This is a genomic window from Serratia quinivorans, assembly GCF_052113645.1.
Classification (GTDB): domain Bacteria; phylum Pseudomonadota; class Gammaproteobacteria; order Enterobacterales; family Enterobacteriaceae; genus Serratia; species Serratia quinivorans_B.
Genome location: NZ_JBIEIU010000001.1, coordinates 321,291 through 338,414 on the forward strand (window position 1 = coordinate 321,291; position 17,124 = coordinate 338,414).

At 54.8% G+C, this 17,124-nt stretch carries 16 protein-coding genes, 2 tRNA genes and 1 other RNA gene; 10 read left to right on the forward strand and 9 right to left on the reverse strand.

What is annotated here, in order from left to right:
- Nucleotides 1–8 precede the first annotated feature (8 nt).
- The 4 genes from ACGS9J_RS01415 to rssA form a co-directional block, all read right to left on the reverse strand.
- Nucleotides 9–1,352 (reverse strand): UDP-glucose dehydrogenase family protein, encoded by a 1,344-nt coding sequence (locus ACGS9J_RS01415; protein ID WP_442229320.1) that lies wholly within the window; start codon nucleotides 1,350–1,352, stop codon nucleotides 9–11.
- 43 nt (nucleotides 1,353–1,395) lie between these two features.
- Nucleotides 1,396–2,313 carry a UTP--glucose-1-phosphate uridylyltransferase GalU gene (galU, locus tag ACGS9J_RS01420; RefSeq protein WP_442229321.1) on the reverse strand — a complete coding sequence of 306 codons (918 nt, stop codon included), beginning with the start codon at nucleotides 2,311–2,313 and terminating at the stop codon, nucleotides 1,396–1,398.
- A gap of 197 nt (nucleotides 2,314–2,510) precedes the next feature.
- Complete coding sequence (rssB, locus tag ACGS9J_RS01425; protein ID WP_442229322.1) at nucleotides 2,511–3,524, reverse strand: two-component system response regulator RssB; 1,014 nt, start codon at nucleotides 3,522–3,524, stop codon at nucleotides 2,511–2,513.
- Between the two features lie 105 nt (nucleotides 3,525–3,629).
- Nucleotides 3,630–4,535 (reverse strand): patatin-like phospholipase RssA, encoded by a 906-nt coding sequence (gene rssA, locus ACGS9J_RS01430; protein ID WP_442229323.1) that lies wholly within the window; start codon nucleotides 4,533–4,535, stop codon nucleotides 3,630–3,632.
- Nucleotides 4,536–4,677: 142 nt separating this feature from the next.
- On the opposite strand from rssA, the gene ACGS9J_RS01435 reads away from it, so the two are divergent.
- The 8 genes from ACGS9J_RS01435 to ACGS9J_RS01470 all read left to right on the forward strand — a co-directional run bounded on the left by ACGS9J_RS01435 (nucleotide 4,678) and on the right by ACGS9J_RS01470 (nucleotide 8,879).
- On the forward strand, nucleotides 4,678–5,142 hold the full coding sequence (locus ACGS9J_RS01435) for a YchJ family protein (RefSeq protein ID WP_442229324.1): 465 nt from the start codon (nucleotides 4,678–4,680) through the stop codon (nucleotides 5,140–5,142).
- 99 nt (nucleotides 5,143–5,241) lie between these two features.
- Complete coding sequence (gene purU / locus ACGS9J_RS01440; RefSeq protein ID WP_442229325.1) at nucleotides 5,242–6,090, forward strand: formyltetrahydrofolate deformylase; 849 nt, start codon at nucleotides 5,242–5,244, stop codon at nucleotides 6,088–6,090.
- A 158-nt stretch (nucleotides 6,091–6,248) separates the two neighbouring features.
- Nucleotides 6,249–6,333 (forward strand) — tRNA-Tyr (locus ACGS9J_RS01445).
- 194 nt (nucleotides 6,334–6,527) lie between these two features.
- Nucleotides 6,528–6,612 (forward strand) — tRNA-Tyr (locus ACGS9J_RS01450).
- 42 nt (nucleotides 6,613–6,654) lie between these two features.
- Nucleotides 6,655–6,781, forward strand: a non-coding RNA gene (locus ACGS9J_RS01455) — RtT sRNA.
- Nucleotides 6,782–6,943: 162 nt separating this feature from the next.
- On the forward strand, nucleotides 6,944–7,516 hold the full coding sequence (locus tag ACGS9J_RS01460) for a TIGR00730 family Rossman fold protein (RefSeq protein WP_442229326.1): 573 nt from the start codon (nucleotides 6,944–6,946) through the stop codon (nucleotides 7,514–7,516).
- 102 nt (nucleotides 7,517–7,618) lie between these two features.
- Complete coding sequence (gene xthA, locus ACGS9J_RS01465) at nucleotides 7,619–8,425, forward strand: exodeoxyribonuclease III (RefSeq protein WP_442229327.1); 807 nt, start codon at nucleotides 7,619–7,621, stop codon at nucleotides 8,423–8,425.
- Between the two features lie 52 nt (nucleotides 8,426–8,477).
- Nucleotides 8,478–8,879, forward strand: a complete 402-nt coding sequence (locus tag ACGS9J_RS01470) for a pyrimidine (deoxy)nucleoside triphosphate diphosphatase (protein WP_442229328.1) — start codon at nucleotides 8,478–8,480, stop codon at nucleotides 8,877–8,879.
- 18 nt (nucleotides 8,880–8,897) lie between these two features.
- On the opposite strand, the gene ACGS9J_RS01475 is transcribed toward ACGS9J_RS01470, so the two are convergent.
- The 5 genes from ACGS9J_RS01475 to ACGS9J_RS01495 form a co-directional block, all read right to left on the reverse strand.
- The gene (locus ACGS9J_RS01475) at nucleotides 8,898–9,191 is read right to left on the reverse strand and encodes a DUF1496 domain-containing protein (RefSeq protein ID WP_442229329.1); all 294 of its coding nucleotides are present in this window, start codon (nucleotides 9,189–9,191) and stop codon (nucleotides 8,898–8,900) included.
- The gene (locus tag ACGS9J_RS01480; RefSeq protein ID WP_442229330.1) at nucleotides 9,188–11,113 is read right to left on the reverse strand and encodes a DNA topoisomerase III; all 1,926 of its coding nucleotides are present in this window, start codon (nucleotides 11,111–11,113) and stop codon (nucleotides 9,188–9,190) included. The genes ACGS9J_RS01475 and ACGS9J_RS01480 overlap by 4 nt, the downstream gene beginning before the upstream one ends.
- Nucleotides 11,113–12,231 (reverse strand): tRNA 2-selenouridine(34) synthase MnmH, encoded by a 1,119-nt coding sequence (gene mnmH / locus ACGS9J_RS01485; protein WP_442229331.1) that lies wholly within the window; start codon nucleotides 12,229–12,231, stop codon nucleotides 11,113–11,115. The genes ACGS9J_RS01480 and mnmH overlap by 1 nt, the downstream gene beginning before the upstream one ends.
- The gene (gene selD, locus ACGS9J_RS01490) at nucleotides 12,231–13,274 is read right to left on the reverse strand and encodes a selenide, water dikinase SelD (protein WP_442229332.1); all 1,044 of its coding nucleotides are present in this window, start codon (nucleotides 13,272–13,274) and stop codon (nucleotides 12,231–12,233) included. Before selD ends, mnmH begins: the two co-directional genes overlap by 1 nt.
- Before the next feature lie 157 nt (nucleotides 13,275–13,431).
- Entirely contained in the window at nucleotides 13,432–13,983 is a 552-nt protein-coding gene (locus ACGS9J_RS01495) for an NAD(P)H nitroreductase (protein WP_442229333.1), read from the reverse strand.
- Between the two features lie 160 nt (nucleotides 13,984–14,143).
- On the opposite strand from ACGS9J_RS01495, the gene sppA reads away from it, so the two are divergent.
- On the forward strand, nucleotides 14,144–16,000 hold the full coding sequence (sppA, locus tag ACGS9J_RS01500; RefSeq protein WP_442229334.1) for a signal peptide peptidase SppA: 1,857 nt from the start codon (nucleotides 14,144–14,146) through the stop codon (nucleotides 15,998–16,000).
- 93 nt (nucleotides 16,001–16,093) lie between these two features.
- Nucleotides 16,094–17,110, forward strand: coding sequence for an asparaginase (gene ansA, locus ACGS9J_RS01505; RefSeq protein WP_442229335.1), 1,017 nt, complete (start codon nucleotides 16,094–16,096; stop codon nucleotides 17,108–17,110).
- Nucleotides 17,111–17,124 lie beyond the last annotated feature (14 nt).

Genomic DNA, 17,124 nt, shown 5'->3' on the forward strand with positions numbered 1-17,124 from the left:
TAGAACCCTTAAATAACCGGCTGAATGGACGCACCGCGACCAATCGCATAATAGGTAAAGCCGCGGCTTTCCAGACGCTCTGGGTCAAACAGGTTGCGACCATCAAAGATCACTGGCTGCTTCAGCGCGCCCTTAATCACATCGAAATCTGGCGCGCGGAAGTTCTGCCACTCAGTACAGATGACCAAAGCATCCGCCCCATGTAACGCCGCTTCTTTGGTGCCCACCAGTTTCAGATCGTCACGTTGACCGTAAATGCGCTGCACTTCGTTCATCGCTTCAGGATCGTAAGCCTGAACGACAGCGCCCGCTTCCCACAGTTGCTCCATCAGCACGCGGCTGGAGGCTTCGCGCATGTCGTCGGTGTTAGGCTTGAATGCCAGTCCCCAAAGCGCAAAGGTTTTGCCTTTCAGATCTTCACCAAAGTGGTGCTTGATAAAATTGGTCAGCTTATATTTCTGCTGGTAGTTAACCTGCTCTACGGCCTGCAGCAGTTTTGGCTGATAGCCAATATGCTCCGCAGTGCGGATCAGCGCCTGAACATCTTTCGGGAAGCAAGAACCGCCGTAGCCGCAGCCTGGATAGATAAAGTGATAACCGATACGGGAGTCAGAACCGATACCCTGGCGCACTTTCTCAATATCAGCACCCAACATTTCGGCCAGGTTGGACATTTCGTTCATAAAGCTGATTTTGGTCGCCAACATGCAGTTAGCGGCATATTTGGTCAGCTCAGCACTGCGAATATCCATCATGATCATGCGATCGTGATTGCGGTTAAACGGCTCATACAGCTCGCGGATAGGTTCGATCACATCTTTGTTATCGGTACCGATAACGATGCGTTCAGGGCGCATGCAGTCTGCTACCGCTGCGCCTTCCTTCAGGAATTCAGGGTTGGAAACCACATCGAAAGGCACTTTGCTGCCACGCTTTTGCAGGGTTTCTTCCATCACCTGACGCACTTTGTCTGCGGTACCGACCGGCACGGTAGACTTGTCGATCACCACTTTGTGCTCGGTCATATGTTCCGCGATGGTGCGCGCAACGGCCGTCACATATTTCAGGTCAGCAGAACCGTCTTCATCCGGTGGCGTACCCACGGCAATAAACTGGATGGTGCCATGTGCGACGCCCGCTTTAGCATCGGTGGTAAAATGCAGGCGACCGGCTTCATAGTTTTGCTGAACCAACGGCGTTAAACCAGGTTCAAAAATAGGGATATTCCCTTTTTTCAGGTTTTCGACTTTACGTTCGTCTATATCAATACACATAACGTCGTGACCGACTTCAGCCAACACCGCAGCCTGCACCAGGCCAACATAGCCAATACCAAAAACTGTTACTTTCATGGGAAAATCCTAGTTTTTCAAATTAAGACGAAAGATAAATAAATTATTTTTTATCAGCGGTCAGTAACTGATCCAACCACTGAGAAAACTCTTTGCCGAGCGCAGGATGACGCATGCCGTATTCGACAAACGCCTGCATATAGCCAAGCTTGTTGCCGCAATCATGGCTGATCCCTTTCAGGTGATAGGCCTCAACCGTTTCTTGCTGCATCAGCATTTCAATGCTGTCGGTAAGCTGGATTTCATTGCCGGCGCCCGGAGGGGTTTTCGACAGCAGCGGCCAAATATCGGCGGACAGCACGTAACGGCCAACGATAGCCAGGTTAGAAGGGGCCTCGTCCGGCGATGGTTTCTCGACCACGCTGACCATTGGGGCGCTTTCGCCCGGCTGCAGCTCATACCCTTTGCAGTCGGCCACACCGTAGTTGCCGACATCTTTGTGTGGCACGGGTTCGACCATGATCTGGCTAATGCCGGTTTGTTCAAACCGCTGCAGCATTTCGTGCAAATTGTCTTTTTTCAGATCGGAGCTGTACTCGTCGAGGATCACGTCCGGCAAAATCACGGCTACCGGCTCGTCGCCCACCAGCGGATAGGCGCACATGATGGCGTGCCCCAGCCCTTTGGCGACACCCTGACGTACCTGCATCACGGTAACGCCCTTCGGACAGATAGACTGCACTTCGTCCAGCAACTGGCGCTTAACGCGTTTTTCCAGCATCGCTTCCAATTCAAAACTGGTATCGAAATGGTTTTCGATCGAATTCTTGGAGGAATGGGTAACCAACACAATCTCCTTGATCCCGGCCGCAATACATTCATTGACGACGTATTGGATCAAGGGTTTGTCAACCAGCGGCAGCATTTCTTTTGGAATGGCTTTTGTCGCCGGCAACATCCGTGTTCCCAAGCCTGCAACCGGGATCACCGCCTTTCTGACTTTACGATTTACAGCAGGCATTATTTCCTCTCTTAATAACGCTCATTTTATGAGCTTTTCCGCCATACAAAAACCTTCGGAGTATACCAGCTTATGACTGTCTGGCATTAACCGCAGCACAAATACAAAGAATTTAGGACAATTACCCAAGGGGTTAGCTGAGGCAAAAATAAGCACAGCAAATAGCTAAATTGCACATGCTATTATTCTCTGAGGGATTATTCGGCGCTGAGCATCAACCGCAGTCGTCCACCAGAGCCCCAAACCTGGCACTGCCAGGCGGAACAGTGCTGACTGATTTGATTCATGTACGTCGCACCCAGCGTGCCAAGCGGCACGCCGTTGCTCAATTGAATTTGATTGTCGCCGGTATTCACATTGGCATGCAGGCCGGCGGAAACCAGAATCAGGTTTTTATATTCGGCATGATAATAACCGACCAGCAGTGGAAATTGCCCTTCCAACTGGCCCTGACGTAATAATTGATTAACTTGCTTTAACAATGCGCTCATTTGCGGCAGCCTTTGGCGCTGATTAGCTAAATGGTCCTGCAGTAATCCATTAAATAAAGCCCGCAACAGCAACGCCGCCAATACGCCATTATCCCCTGCACGGGTTACATCCAGACAATAGAAAGCCAGATCCTTATCCGATAGCGCGGCAATATCCAGCACCAGCCCCGGGTTTTCACCGGTGGTTAATTGTCGATAATTAATCCGGCAATGGGCAACGGTCTGCTGTACCGGGGGCTGCAACTGTTTGAGCAACTTCACCGCTTCGGAGGGATTTTTACTCAGCGCGTCCCAGTCCTGTAACAGCTCCACTTCTTCAAGTGCCGGGGAGGTGAACATATTGGGGTACAGGCAGCCAAGCACCGCTTCACGCAGACGATTAAGATCGGTAACCGGCTTTAGCAGCACGTCCTGGACGCCCAACCGTAACATCTTGGCGATGTCCGCCATTTTATCGGTCGCCGATATCACCAACACTGGAATTTGTACGCCCTGAAGGCGCAGATGCTCGACAAACTCTATCCCATCCATTTCCGGCATCGCCAGATCGCACAGGATTAAATCCGGATGAACATCATCCACCAGACTCAATGCCTGCAAACCATTGGACGCTTCACTGGTTTCTGCCCCCAACGATTTCAAATAGCCAACAAGCACAGAACGAAAAACCAGTTCGTCCTCAACCACCAAAATGCGCTTGTGAGTCAATGGTAATGCCATCAGCCGAGCCTCTTCCCTTTCCATAGTGTAATAGTGGCTCAAAAAGGTCATTTATGCTTGCCGGAAATTTTTCCGACCATCAAGCATGCCCTCATAAACCGACAGTTATTTGTTTTTTATCAAAGGCAACAGCATATCGATCTGTTTTTCAACCGCCAGCTTGCCCGCGGCAATCGCTTCATCGGCGCGATGGAAATCCAGCGTAGAAATCTGCGGACAATAGGGCTGGATCAGCACATCTGGCGGATCGCCGGCCATGCGGTTGCGTTTCAGTCGATTTTCCAGAACCTGGATCGAAGTCCCCATAATTTCCATCGCCGTAGGGGTGAAATTAGGCTTTCTGGTGGTCATTTTACTGATGCGCTCTCTTAAACGTCCCCGCCAGTTACGGGCAGGGAGATCTTGTGGTGCTTCCACTTCATGATTGCGCACCGAGAACAGATCCTGCTGCATTAAATGAGCATCATGTTGCAAATCGACGGCGATGACGATGTCGGCCCCCAACGCCCGGGTCAATGAAATAGGCACAGGATTAACTACCGCACCATCCACCAGCCAATAACCGTCAAACCATACCGGAGCCAACAGACCCGGCATGCTGCACGATGCACGCACCGCCTGATGAATATCGCCTTCCGTCAGCCACAGCTCACGCCCGGTGCTCAGATTGGTCGCCACGGCACCGAACTTTAGTGAACACTCGGCGATATCATCGATCTTCAACAATTGCCCTACCGCATTGAACACCCGTTCGCCCCGCAACAATCCGCCCCGTTGCCAGGACAGGTCCATCAGCCGGATCACGTCCCAATAGCTGAACGAACGCACCCAGGTTTCCATCGCTGGCAAACGGTGGCTGGCAAAAGCCGCCCCCACCAGCGAACCCACCGAGCAACCGGCTACTATATCGACTTCAACTCCCAATTTCTTTAGCGCGTTAATCACGCCGATATGCGCCCATCCTTTCGCCGAACCCGCGCCCAATGCCAATCCAATTTTGATTTTCCGCATGTTTCCGCCCTTTGCCCGGTGAATTGTATCAATGTCGCTGTCAGCGTAGATTGTCACGATCGAATAATGTTAGGTAACATATGCGCTAAATTTCTTTCAGCATCGGCCCGTTCTTTAGGTTCCGGCCATTTTAGGAGTCACCTTGCCCGAATTATGCCCCTGCGGCGGCGGACTGGAGTATAGCGCATGCTGCGAACCCTACATCAACGGCAGCCAAACGCCATCGACCCCCGGACAGTTAATGCGTTCGCGCTTTAGCGCTTATGTGAAGCACAACGTGGATTATCTGATTGCTACCTGGCACCCCGACTGCCACGCCGCTGAATGGCGCAATGCGATCGTCGACAGCTTTAAAAATACCGAATGGCTCGGCCTGACGGTGGTAGAAGAAAAACAGGGTCACGAAGCCGGGGAAGGCTTTGTCGAGTTCATTGCCCGTTTCACCGAAGGCAGCAGCGGTGAGCACAAAGCAATGCACGAGCGTTCACGCTTCCTTCAGCTTGACCAACGCTGGTATTATATTGACGGAACCAAACCTCAGCCTGGCAGAAATGCCATTTGTCCGTGCGGCTCAGGAAAAAAATATAAAAAGTGCTGCGGGCGTTAGCCGGCAGTCACAGTGCCCTATTGATTTCAGGCTTGGCCTGAATAAAAACTCTCGCCTGCGCAGACAGGACATACAGTATCAGACAGGATCCTCATCCCCATGCCACACCAAAATGTACAAAGAAAAGTTTTGCGCACCATTTGTCCGGATGCCAAAGGCCTGATCGCCAAGATCACCAATATTTGCTACAAGCATGAGCTCAACATCGTTCAGAACAATGAGTTCGTCGATCACCGCACCGGCCGTTTCTTTATGCGTACCGAGCTGGAAGGTATTTTCAACGACACCACGCTGCTGGCGGACCTCGACAGCGCGCTGCCGGTGGGTTCGGTTCGCGAACTGCATAACTCCGGCCGCCGTCGTATCGTGGTGCTGGTAACCAAAGAAGCGCATTGCCTGGGCGATCTGCTGATGAAAAGTGCCTACGGTGGCCTGGACGTGGAGATCGCGGCGGTTATCGGTAACCACGATACGCTGCAAACACTGGTAGAGCGTTTCGATATTCCGTTCCATCTGGTCAGCCATGAAGGCCTGACACGTGACCAGCACGATCAGAAAATGATGGCCCAGATCGATCAGTATCAGCCGGATTACGTGGTGTTGGCCAAATATATGCGCGTGTTGACTCCGGCATTCGTACAGCACTACCCGAACCAGGTGATCAATATCCATCACTCGTTCCTGCCGGCCTTTATCGGCGCAAGGCCTTATCACCAGGCTTACGAGCGCGGCGTGAAAATCATCGGCGCCACGGCCCACTACGTTAATGACAATCTGGACGAAGGTCCGATCATCATGCAGGACGTGATTCACGTCGATCACACCTATTCTGCCGACGATATGATGCGTGCCGGCCGCGACGTCGAGAAAAATGCCCTCAGCCGTGCGCTGTACCACGTGCTGGCCCAGCGGGTATTTGTTTACGGTAACCGGACCGTTATTCTGTAATTGCTCAATAAAGCGGTGCCTTTCGTTCAGGGATGCACCGCCACGGGCAAAAAATCGGCAAACGATTCATTTTCTGCATTTCAATACTTTACACGCCCGCTTCATTTGATATGATGCGCCCCGCTTACCGAGACAGACGTTTCGCAAGCAAGGCCAGTGGTGGGGTTCCCGAGCGGCCAAAGGGAGCAGACTGTAAATCTGCCGTCACAGACTTCGAAGGTTCGAATCCTTCCCCCACCACCATCTTCTCTCTGTTGATGAGGGCACAGCGAAAGCTGAAGCTACATAAAACACTGAGGGGGAGGATGAGAAGCTTCGACAAGGTTCGAGCCGAGCGCAGCGAGACAACGCGCTTCAGCGCGGTAATCCTTAAGACGAAGTGCCACAGGAATCTAGCCGATCTCCTGTTAAGTAATAAGTAAATCCATGAATACCATGGTGGGGTTCCCGAGCGGCCAAAGGGAGCAGACTGTAAATCTGCCGTCACAGACTTCGAAGGTTCGAATCCTTCCCCCACCACCATCTTTTATACCTCTCAGAATCAAATCAAACCTGAAAGTCCCACATCACTCCTTACCGGGAGGGATGAGAAGCTTCGATAAGGTTCGAGTCTCACGCAGTGAGACAACGCGCTTCAGCGCGGCCCGTAGGGTGAGGCGCGCAGCGACGAATAATCCTTCCCCCACCACCATCCTTGTATACCTCTCAGAACCCAATCAAACCTGAAAAATTTTCTGGCGTTCAACGGTGCCATTTATCAATTTCCCTAACCCTTCAGCACATCCTCAACTTGAACTCCGGCCCACAATTCGCTATACCACTGGCTTCTTTAATGCAGTAAGGAAAAAAGTGCATGCGTAACAATATCTGCGTTTTTTGCGGCGCCAGCGAAGGCGTTAACCCTGCTTATGCCGAGAATGCACGGCAACTGGGCCAGACACTTGCCGCCCAGGGCCGACGTTTGATCTATGGCGGCGGTAAAAAAGGGTTAATGGGCATCGTCGCCGATGCCGTACTTGACGCCGGCGGTGAAGTCGTTGGCATCATCCCTGAGCGATTGGTCGAGGCAGAGACCGCGCATCGTGGCCTGACCGAGCTGGAAGTGGTGCCTGACATGCACACTCGCAAGGCGCGTATGGCGGCTCTGGCAGACGGTTTTATCGCCCTGCCCGGTGGCATAGGAACGCTCGAAGAACTGTTTGAAATCTGGACCTGGGGGCAAATTGGCTATCACAGCAAACCGGTTGGCCTGCTGGACGTAAAGGGCTTCTATCGCCCGTTGAACAGCTTCCTGCAACACGTGGCCGATCAGGGCTTTATGCGCCATGACTACCTCGGCACCATGCACATCAGTGAATCCGCACAAACCTTGCTGCAACAATTCGACGATTACCAGCCAAAGAATTACGACCGCTGGGCGAAATAATCTTGCTTGCCGCCGGCGGCCGTTGCCGCTGGCCTGCGTTACATTTCCGGCCAAACTCTGCTACTATCTCAACACATTTTTCTCGTATAAACGGCACCGCTCATGAAGTTTGTCTCTTTTAATATCAATGGACTGCGCGCGCGTCCGCATCAGCTGGCCGCAATTATCGAGCAGCACCAACCCGACGTGATCGGCCTGCAAGAAACAAAAGTTCACGATGACATGTTCCCGCTGGAAGAAGTCAGCCAGCACGGTTATCACGTGTTCTATCATGGCCAAAAAGGCCACTACGGCGTGGCCCTGCTGACCAAAGAGAAGCCGCTTGCCGTTCGCCGGGGTTTCCCTACGGATGAGGAAGACGCACAGCGCCGTATCATCATGGCCGATTTGGCTACGCCACAGGGTACGCTGACGGTGATCAACGGTTACTTCCCTCAGGGTGAAAGCCGCGACCATCCGATCAAATTCCCGGCAAAAACGCGCTTCTATCAGGATCTGCAAAACTATCTGGAACAGCAGATGTCGGTAGATTCACCGGTACTGGTGATGGGTGACGTCAATATCAGCCCAAGTGATTACGATATCGGCATCGGCGAAGAGAGCCGTAAGCGCTGGTTGCGCACCGGCAAATGCTCCTTCCTGCCGGAAGAGCGTGAATGGATGGATCGTCTGCTGAACTGGGGTCTGGTGGATACCTACCGTCACGCCAACCCAGAGCGTAACGATGAGTTCTCGTGGTTTGATTACCGTTCGCGCGGCTTCGATGAAAACCGGGGCCTGCGCATCGATTTGCTGTTAGCCAGCACACCACTGGCCGCACGTTGTACCGCAACCGGCATCGACTATCAGATCCGCGGGATGGAAAAACCTTCGGATCATGCCCCGGTCTGGGCTGAGTTCTCGCTGTAATTAACCCAACCCCGGCACTCGCCGGGGTTTCTCTATGTGGTCTGTGATATAGATGAAAATTATCGATGTCGTTGCCGCCATCATTGAAAAGGATGGCAAGATTCTGCTGGCACAACGCGATGCCGACAGCGATCAAGCTGGTCTGTGGGAGTTTCCCGGCGGCAAGGTTGAGCAAGGCGAGAGCCAGCCACAGGCCCTGGCGCGTGAACTGGACGAAGAGTTGGGGATTGCGGCCAGCATCGGCAATTACGTTGCCAGTAATCAGTGGCAGCAAAGCGAGCGAGTGATTAGGTTACATGCCTGGCGTATTGCAGCCTTCAGCGGCGAATTGCAAAACCGTTGTCATTCCGATTTTGCCTGGTTAACGCCGGAGCAGGCGTTTGACTATCCCCTGGCTCCGGCCGATGTGCCGCTACTGGTCGCGTATATCGAGGCTTTAGGGTCAGAGGCCTGAACCACTGACGTTACCGCGTCACTTCTTCAATCGGGTCCAGATCAAAGGATTGGTACCAACGACATTGGGGTCGCGCACGCACTGCAACGCTTCCCCCTCCACCTTGAGCACCGCCCCTTCCGAATAGTTTTGGTTCTGATAGATGCAGCAGCGGTTGCAGGGTTGCGCGGCGGGCTGGGAAGCGGCATTTTTCGCCGTGCCCCAAATTTCCGGCGATACCGGCACCACCACATCCACATCCCCCCGATGGGCCATCGCCGTAGCGGAAAATAACCAGACTCCGGCGGTCAGCATCATTAAGGCGTGATTCATTCACTCTTCTCCCGCGCCTTACCGGCGCTTTTTTTGCGTTTCTTCGCCCCGGAGGAAGGTGGCGGCGGCAACCCGCGAAACGCCATACTCGCCCGGCTCTGCTTGGCCTGATAAATCAGCTCCTGCAAAGTGCCTACCAGAGGTTGCATAAAGTCCTGATAGCGACAGGATTTCTCACTGATTTGCGTCAACGTGGCCTCCCAGTTCGCAGTCATATCCGGACGGGCAGCAATATCCGGCAGCGAATGGATCAACGCCCGACCGGTTTCGCTGGAATGAATATAACGCCCTTTCTTATACAAAAACGCCCGCTTGAACAGTAACTCAATAATGCCCGCGCGCGTCGCCTCGGTCCCTAAACCATCGGTAGCTCGCAGGATTTTCTTTAGCGCTTTATCCTGAACAAAACGCGCAATCCCGGTCATGGCGGAAAGCAGGCTGGCGTCCGTGAACGGTCGTGGCGGCTGCGTCTGTCGCTCAACCACCTCGCCGCGCTCACACAACAACTCGTCATCCTTCGCCACCACCGGCAACGGAGCGCCTTCGTTTTCTTCATCGCGCTCTTTACTGCCCAATAGCGTGCGCCACCCTGCTTCCGCCAGGAAACGCGCCTTGGCGACAAATTTGCCCCCGGCAATATCCAGCTCGATGACGCACTTACGAAACATCGCGTCCGGACAAAACTGCATCAGGTACTGCCGCGCCACCAACCCGTAAACGTTCAGTTCGTCCTGGCTGAGGCTGACCTTGCTGGCGCGGGCGGTAGGAATAATGGCGTGGTGGGCATCCACTTTTTTGTCATCCCAGCAACGGTTACGACGATCGCTGTCGATCACCGGCTGCGGATAAAGATCCGGCTGATGAACACTGATGGCGTTCAACACCGAATGGCGCCCGGCAAAATGCTCTTCCGGCAGGTAGCGGCAGTCGGAACGCGGATAGGTGATTAACTTATGGGTTTCATACAACCGCTGACAGACATCCAGCACCTGTTGCGCACTCAGGTTAAAGCGCTTGGAAGCCTCGATCTGTAAGGTCGACAATGAGAACGGCAAGGGTGCGGTATCTGATTCCCGTTTATCATTATAAGACGTGACCAGCGCCGGCTGGCCCTCGATGCGTTTGAGCACATGCTCCGCCAGCGGGCGGTGCAGCAGACGCCCTTCCTCGTCCTGGTAAGGCTCACAGGAATCACTCGGCTGCCACAGCGCGACGAAACGCTCCTCTTTCGGCGTGACGATGTGCGCTTTCACTTCGAAGAAGTCTTTCGACACAAAGTTTTCGATATCTTCGTCACGTCGTACCACCAGCCCCAGCACCGGCGTTTGTACCCGTCCAACGGACAACACGCCATCATAACCGGCATTACGGCCCAAAATGGTGTAGGCGCGGGTCATATTGATGCCATACAACCAGTCTGCGCGGGAACGCGCCAGGGCAGAGACACACAGTGGGATAAAGTCGCGGTTGTCCCGCAGCCGTTCAATGGCGCGTTCTACCGCCTGCGGGTTGAGATCGTTGATCAGGCAACGGCGTACGCTTTGACGTTTTTCCGGCGTTAACGCCAGATAGTCCAGCACCTCGTCGACCAGCAACTGCCCTTCGCGATCCGGGTCACCTGCGTGCACCACCTCATCGGCCTCATGCAGCAGTTTTTTGATCGCATTAAGCTGTTTGCTGACCGAAGGACGTGGCTGCAGTTGCCATTTTTCAGGGATAATCGGCAGATCCGCCAACGACCAGCGCGCATAGCGGCTGTCGTAGGCATCCGGCTGTGCCTGCTCTAATAAGTGGCCCACGCACCAGGTGACGACATCATTGTTGCCACAGGCGATAAACCCGTCACCGCGGCGATGCGGTTTGGGAAGGACATCGGCAATGGCGCGCGCCAAACTCGGTTTCTCGGCAATAAACAGTCGCATTATTCACCGTTATTCTGGCTGTACGTCATCAGGAATTCTCTTACTTCAGCATAATTCCCGCGGAACACAATCCGCTGGGATTTCTTTTCCAATTGGTAGTGATACATCGGATCGTAGTAGTGCTGCAACAACGGCACCAGCCACTCCTGATGTGCGTCACTATTACCGCTGGCATACTGGCGCTGCAACGCCCATTCCAGGCTCTGCGTCAGCTGTTGGAAACGCTCCAGGCCCAAACGACGGCGAATGGCGAACAGGCCGTGATGCAGATATTCATCATATTTCTGCCAACCCAGCTCCGCACCCAATGCCTGTTCAAACTCCAGACGCATGCGATCGATATATTCGTGCTGCAGCCGCGCCAGACGCACCTCGAAAGGATCGTCGATCACGGCCACCGGCGCCTGCTGCATGCGGTTGAAGATCGGCAACGGCAAATTGTTGCTGCCGATAATGCGTCCTTCGTCTTCCAGCACCCAACGGCGGCAGCCACCATGCTGTTTTTTCAGCAATAACACAGCCAGACGATTCTCAAAATCGATCTGGCCGCTTTGCGCCACCAGCGTTCGGCCAAAAGATGAACCGCGATGCCGTGCTGCCCCTTCCAGATCGATACCCTCGGCCAGCTCATTGACCAACACCGTTTTGCCGCTGCCGGTATTACCGCCGATCAGCACCATCGGCAGCTCGGCGCTTTGCTCCAGCGTGGTCAGCAAGAACTGACGCAGCGCTTTATAACCGCCGGTAATACGCGGATACGCCACCCCAGCCTCGCGCAGCCACTGCTGCACCAATTGGGAACGCAAACCGCCGCGAAAACAGTAAAGGTAACCTTCCGGCCATTGCGCGCATTGCGCCAACCACGCCGCCGTGCGCTGATCACGCAGCCTGCCGTTAACCAGACTGTGGCCCAAGGCAATCGCCGCCTGCTGCCCCTGCTGTTTGTAGCAGGTGCCTACCGCCTGCCGTTCATCGTCGTTCATTAACGGCAGATTCACCGCGTTGGCGAACGCGCCCTGCTGAAACTCAACTGGCGCACGCACGTCAATCAGCGGAATGTCCTGCAAAAAAATACGTCGATAGTCTTGGGTATCTGCCCGCTCCAGCCTGTTTGACACTACACAACCTCGATCAATGGCTTACCGGGGAGTGCCGCATGCAGTTCACCGATAGCCTGGAGCTGCATACCATGGCGCTCGGCAATCGCCTGCACCTGCTGCTCCGCCTGCGGCAACACCGCCAACAGCAAGCCACCGGAGGTTTGTGGATCACACAGCAATTGGCGCTGCAGGTCGGTCATTTCCCCCACCAGATGGCCGTAGCTGTCAAAGTTGCGTCCGGTACCGCCCGGCACGCAGCCTTCGGCAATATAGCGCTCGATATCCGGCAGTTTTGGCACCTGTTCAAACCAAACCGTCGCCTGCAGCCCTGAGCCCTGGCAAACCTCGCTCAGGTGGCCCAGCAAGCCAAAACCGGTGACATCGGTCATTGCCGTAACGCCTTCAACGTCGGCAAAATCCGCCCCCGGTTTATTCAACTGACACATGACTTCGGTCGCCAAACCTTCATGTTCGGGACGCAGCTTACTTTTCTTCTCGGCGGTGGTCAGCACGCCAATCCCCAGGGGTTTGGTCAGGAACAAGCGGGCCCCAGCCTGCGCCGCGCTGTTTTTCTTCACCCGCTCGGTATTGACGATGCCTGTCACCGCCAGGCCAAAAATGGGTTCAGGTGCATCGATAGAATGACCGCCGGCCAGCGCGATCCCCGCCTGTTGGCAGGCATAGCGCCCACCGTCGATCACCTGTTGCGCCACTTCCGGCGGCAAGGTGGCAATCGGCCAGCCAAGAATGGCAATCGCCATGATCGGTTTACCGCCCATGGCATAAACGTCGCTGATAGCGTTGGTGGCGGCGATGCGGCCGAAATCGAACGGGTTATCGACTATCGGCATGAAGAAATCGGTCGTGCTGATAATGCCAACGCCATTGCCGATGTCATACACCGCCGCATCGTCACGGGTTTCGTTCCCCACCAGCAAACGCGGGTCGACAAATTTCTCCCGCTCGCTGTGCAGAATAGTTTCGAGAACTTTCGGTGAGATTTTACAACCGCAGCCGGCGCCATGGCTGTACTGGGTTAAACGGATCGCTGGCGATGTCATATACCACTCCCTTCGGTTAACGGCATTCAAGATATCATAGGGTAGCGCTTGCCGAGGGGAATGGTAAGAGCGGGCTGTCGATAACCGTACAGCCTGCTCAGAAACAACACAGAATGGCGGGATTTAGCGCAATTTTGCGGTAACCCCGCGCAGAGGATCAGAAGTAGCTGACGAAAGGCGTGCTGTCTGGAGCAACAACTTTGGTGGCGGCTTTTAACTGTGGGGTTCCCAAATACAGGAAGCCGACAATTTCGTCCTGCTCACGGCAGCCAAAGGCCTCGCGAACCAGAGGATGTTCGGTCCAGGCACCGGTGCGCCAGATGCCGTTGAAGCCTTGCGCCAGCGCGGCCATCTGCATGGCCTGCACGGCACAGCCGGCGGAAACTACCTGCTCCCAGCGTGGCACCTTGGTTTCTTCGGTGCAATGCGCCACCACGGTGATGATCAGCGGCGCGCGGAATGGGGCTTTGGTCGCCTTCTCTATTGCCGCTTCATCCATTTCGTCCTGCTTTGCAGCAGCTTGTAACAATTGGCTAAAGCGCTCCAGGCCCTGGTTTTCGATCATCACAAAACGCCATGGCTGCAATGCGCCGTGGTCAGGCGCTCGCAGGCCCGCGTTGATGATATTCTGACGCGCCTCATTGGCGGGCGCAGGTGCCGCGAGGCGTGACGCCGAACGGCGATTCAGTAAAAGGTCCAGTGCATCCATCGTAAACTCCTGATAACAATTTTCATTCAAATCACGTTAACATAGCTAAACGGCGAGTGACAGTGTCGGCAATACCCTCTGTGACACAGGATTTAAAGCTGACATTTCCTCGGCCGCTCATTAGGATAGCGGAACATTCTCGACTCTTGCTGGAGAGCACATGCGCACATTGTGGCAAATCATTGCCGGCGTTTTCAGGTGGACATGGCGTCTGCTGAACTTTATCAGGGAACTGATCCTTAATCTGTTCCTGGTATTACTGATCCTGGTTGGGGCCGGTATTTATCTTTCATTCCAGAGTGCAACCACCCCAGCCGTTCCTACTCGCGGCGCGTTACTGGTTGATTTGAGCGGCGTGGTCGTTGACCAACCGTCGATGAACAACAAAGTACGCCAATGGGGCCGCGAACTGCTGGGCGCTTCCAGCAACCGCCTGCAGGAGAACTCCCTGTTTGACGTGGTTGACAGCATCCGCAAAGCCAAAGACGACAAAAACATTACCGGCATGGTATTGCAGTTAAATGATTTTGCCGGTGCCGATCAGCCTTCTCTGCAGTACATCGGCAAAGCGCTGCGTGAATTCCGCGACAGCGGGAAACCGATCTTTGCCATTGGCGACAGCTATAACCAGACGCAATACTATCTGGCCAGCTACGCCAACAAAGTCTATCTGTCGCCGCAGGGCGCAGTCGATCTGCACGGTTTTGCCACCAACAACCTTTACTACAAGTCCCTGTTGGAAAAACTCAAGGTCACCACCAATATCTTCCGCGTCGGTACCTATAAGTCTGCGGTAGAACCGCTGATCCGTGACGATATGTCACCGGCCGCCCGTGAGGCCGACAGCCGCTGGATAGGTGGATTGTGGCAGAACTACCTGGATACCGTGGCCGCCAACCGTCAGATCACGGCGCAGCAGCTGTTCCCAGGGGCCGCAGGCGTATTGAGCGGCATGCAGGCCGCCGGTGGCGATACCGCCAAGTATGCGCTGGACAACAAACTGGTGGATGAGCTGGCGTCGCGTACCGTCATCGAAAACCAACTGATCAAGACTTTCGGTTGGGACAAACAGGCGAATGATTTCAACGCCACCAGCATCTACGATTACCAACCGAAGCCTACGCCGGATCAAGGTGGCAAAATCGCCGTGATCTTCGCCAACGGCGCGATCATGGACGGCCCACAAACGCCGGGCACCGTTGGCGGTGACACCACCGCGGCGGAACTGCGCCAGGCACGGCTGGATCCGGCGATTAAAGCGGTTATTTTCCGGGTTAACAGCCCAGGGGGCAGCGTCAGCGCCTCCGAAGTGATCCGCTCCGAACTGGCTGCGGTACGTGCCGCCGGCAAACCTGTCGTGGTGTCCATGGGCGGCATGGCTGCCTCGGGCGGTTATTGGGTCTCTACACCGGCGGACTACATCATCGCCAGCCCAAGCACCCTCACCGGCTCTATCGGCATCTTCGGGGTGATCAACACCTACGAGCAGACGCTGGACAGCATTGGCGTGCACACCGACGGTGTGGCCACCTCACCGCTGGCGGACCTGGCGGTGACCAAAGCGCTGCCGCCGGAGTTTTCGCAGATGATGCAGCTGAACATCGAAAAAGGTTATCAAAACTTTATCGATCTGGTTGCCAAGGCTCGCAAAATGACACCGCAACAGGTTGATCAGATTGCCCAAGGGCACGTGTGGTTGGGCAGCGATGCCAAAACCAATGGCCTGGTCGATCAACTGGGTGATTTCGATGACGCCGTGAAGAAAGCGGCCGAGCTGGCGCAGTTGAAACAGTGGCAACTGAACTGGTTTGTCGATACGCCAAGCCTGACCGACATGGTTCTCAGTCAGTTTGGCGTTTCAATTCACGCCATGCTGCCGGCGGCCATCCAGTCGATGCTGCCTGCGCCGTTGGCATCGGTTGCCATGGCGGTGAAAGAACAGCCGGGCCTGTTCAATAATCTGAACGATCCGCAAAACCGCTATGCCATCTGTTTGACCTGCGGAGAAGTCCGCTAACAAATTAATCCTCAGCCCGGCACCCGCCGGGCTTTTTTTCTGCGCTTATCCCCCTATAATTCAGCCCATCTTATTTCTGTTAATACAATGACCATGCAAAAGAAATCGATTTACGTCGCCTACACCGGCGGTACCATCGGCATGCAACGTTCCGAACACGGCTACATTCCAGTCTCCGGCCACCTGCAGCGCCAGTTGGCCCTGATGCCTGAGTTTCATCGGCCGGAAATGCCGGACTTCACCATTCATGAATACGCGCCGCTGATTGACTCCTCCGACATGACGCCGGAAGACTGGCAGCATATCGCCGACGACATCAAACAGAATTATCACCTTTATGATGGCTTCGTGATCCTGCACGGTACCGACACCATGGCCTTCACCGCTTCGGCGCTGTCGTTCATGCTGGAAAACCTGGCCAAGCCGGTGATCGTTACCGGTTCTCAAATCCCCCTGGCGGAACTGCGTTCCGATGGCCAGACCAACCTGCTGAACGCGCTGTATCTGGCGGCCAACCACCCGGTCAATGAAGTCAGTCTGTTCTTCAACAACAAGCTGTTCCGCGGCAACCGCACCACCAAGGCGCACGCCGACGGCTTCGACGCCTTTGCCTCACCCAACCTGCCGCCATTGCTGGAGGCCGGGATCCATATTCGTCGTCAGAACGGCATCGACAGCCCGGTCTGCAACGGTGAGCTGAAGGTGCATAACATCACGCCGCAGCCGATCGGTGTGGTGACGATTTACCCAGGGATTTCCGGCGCGGTAGTCCGTAACTTTCTGCTGCAACCGGTGAAAGCCTTGATCCTGCGCTCTTACGGCGTAGGCAACGCACCGCAAAAAGCCGAGCTGGTTGATGAGTTGCGCGATGCCTCTGAACGCGGCATTGTGGTCGTTAACCTGACTCAATGCATCTCCGGGCGGGTTAATATGGAAGGCTACGCCACTGGCAACGCGCTGGCCCATGCCGGGGTCATCAGCGGTTTCGACATGACGGTCGAGGCCGCCTTGACCAAACTGCATTACCTGTTGAGTCAACCGCTGACGCCGGAGCAAATCCGCAGTCAGATGCAGCAAGACTTGCGCGGTGAACTGAGCATCAGCGGTTAGCCCTAATCCACACA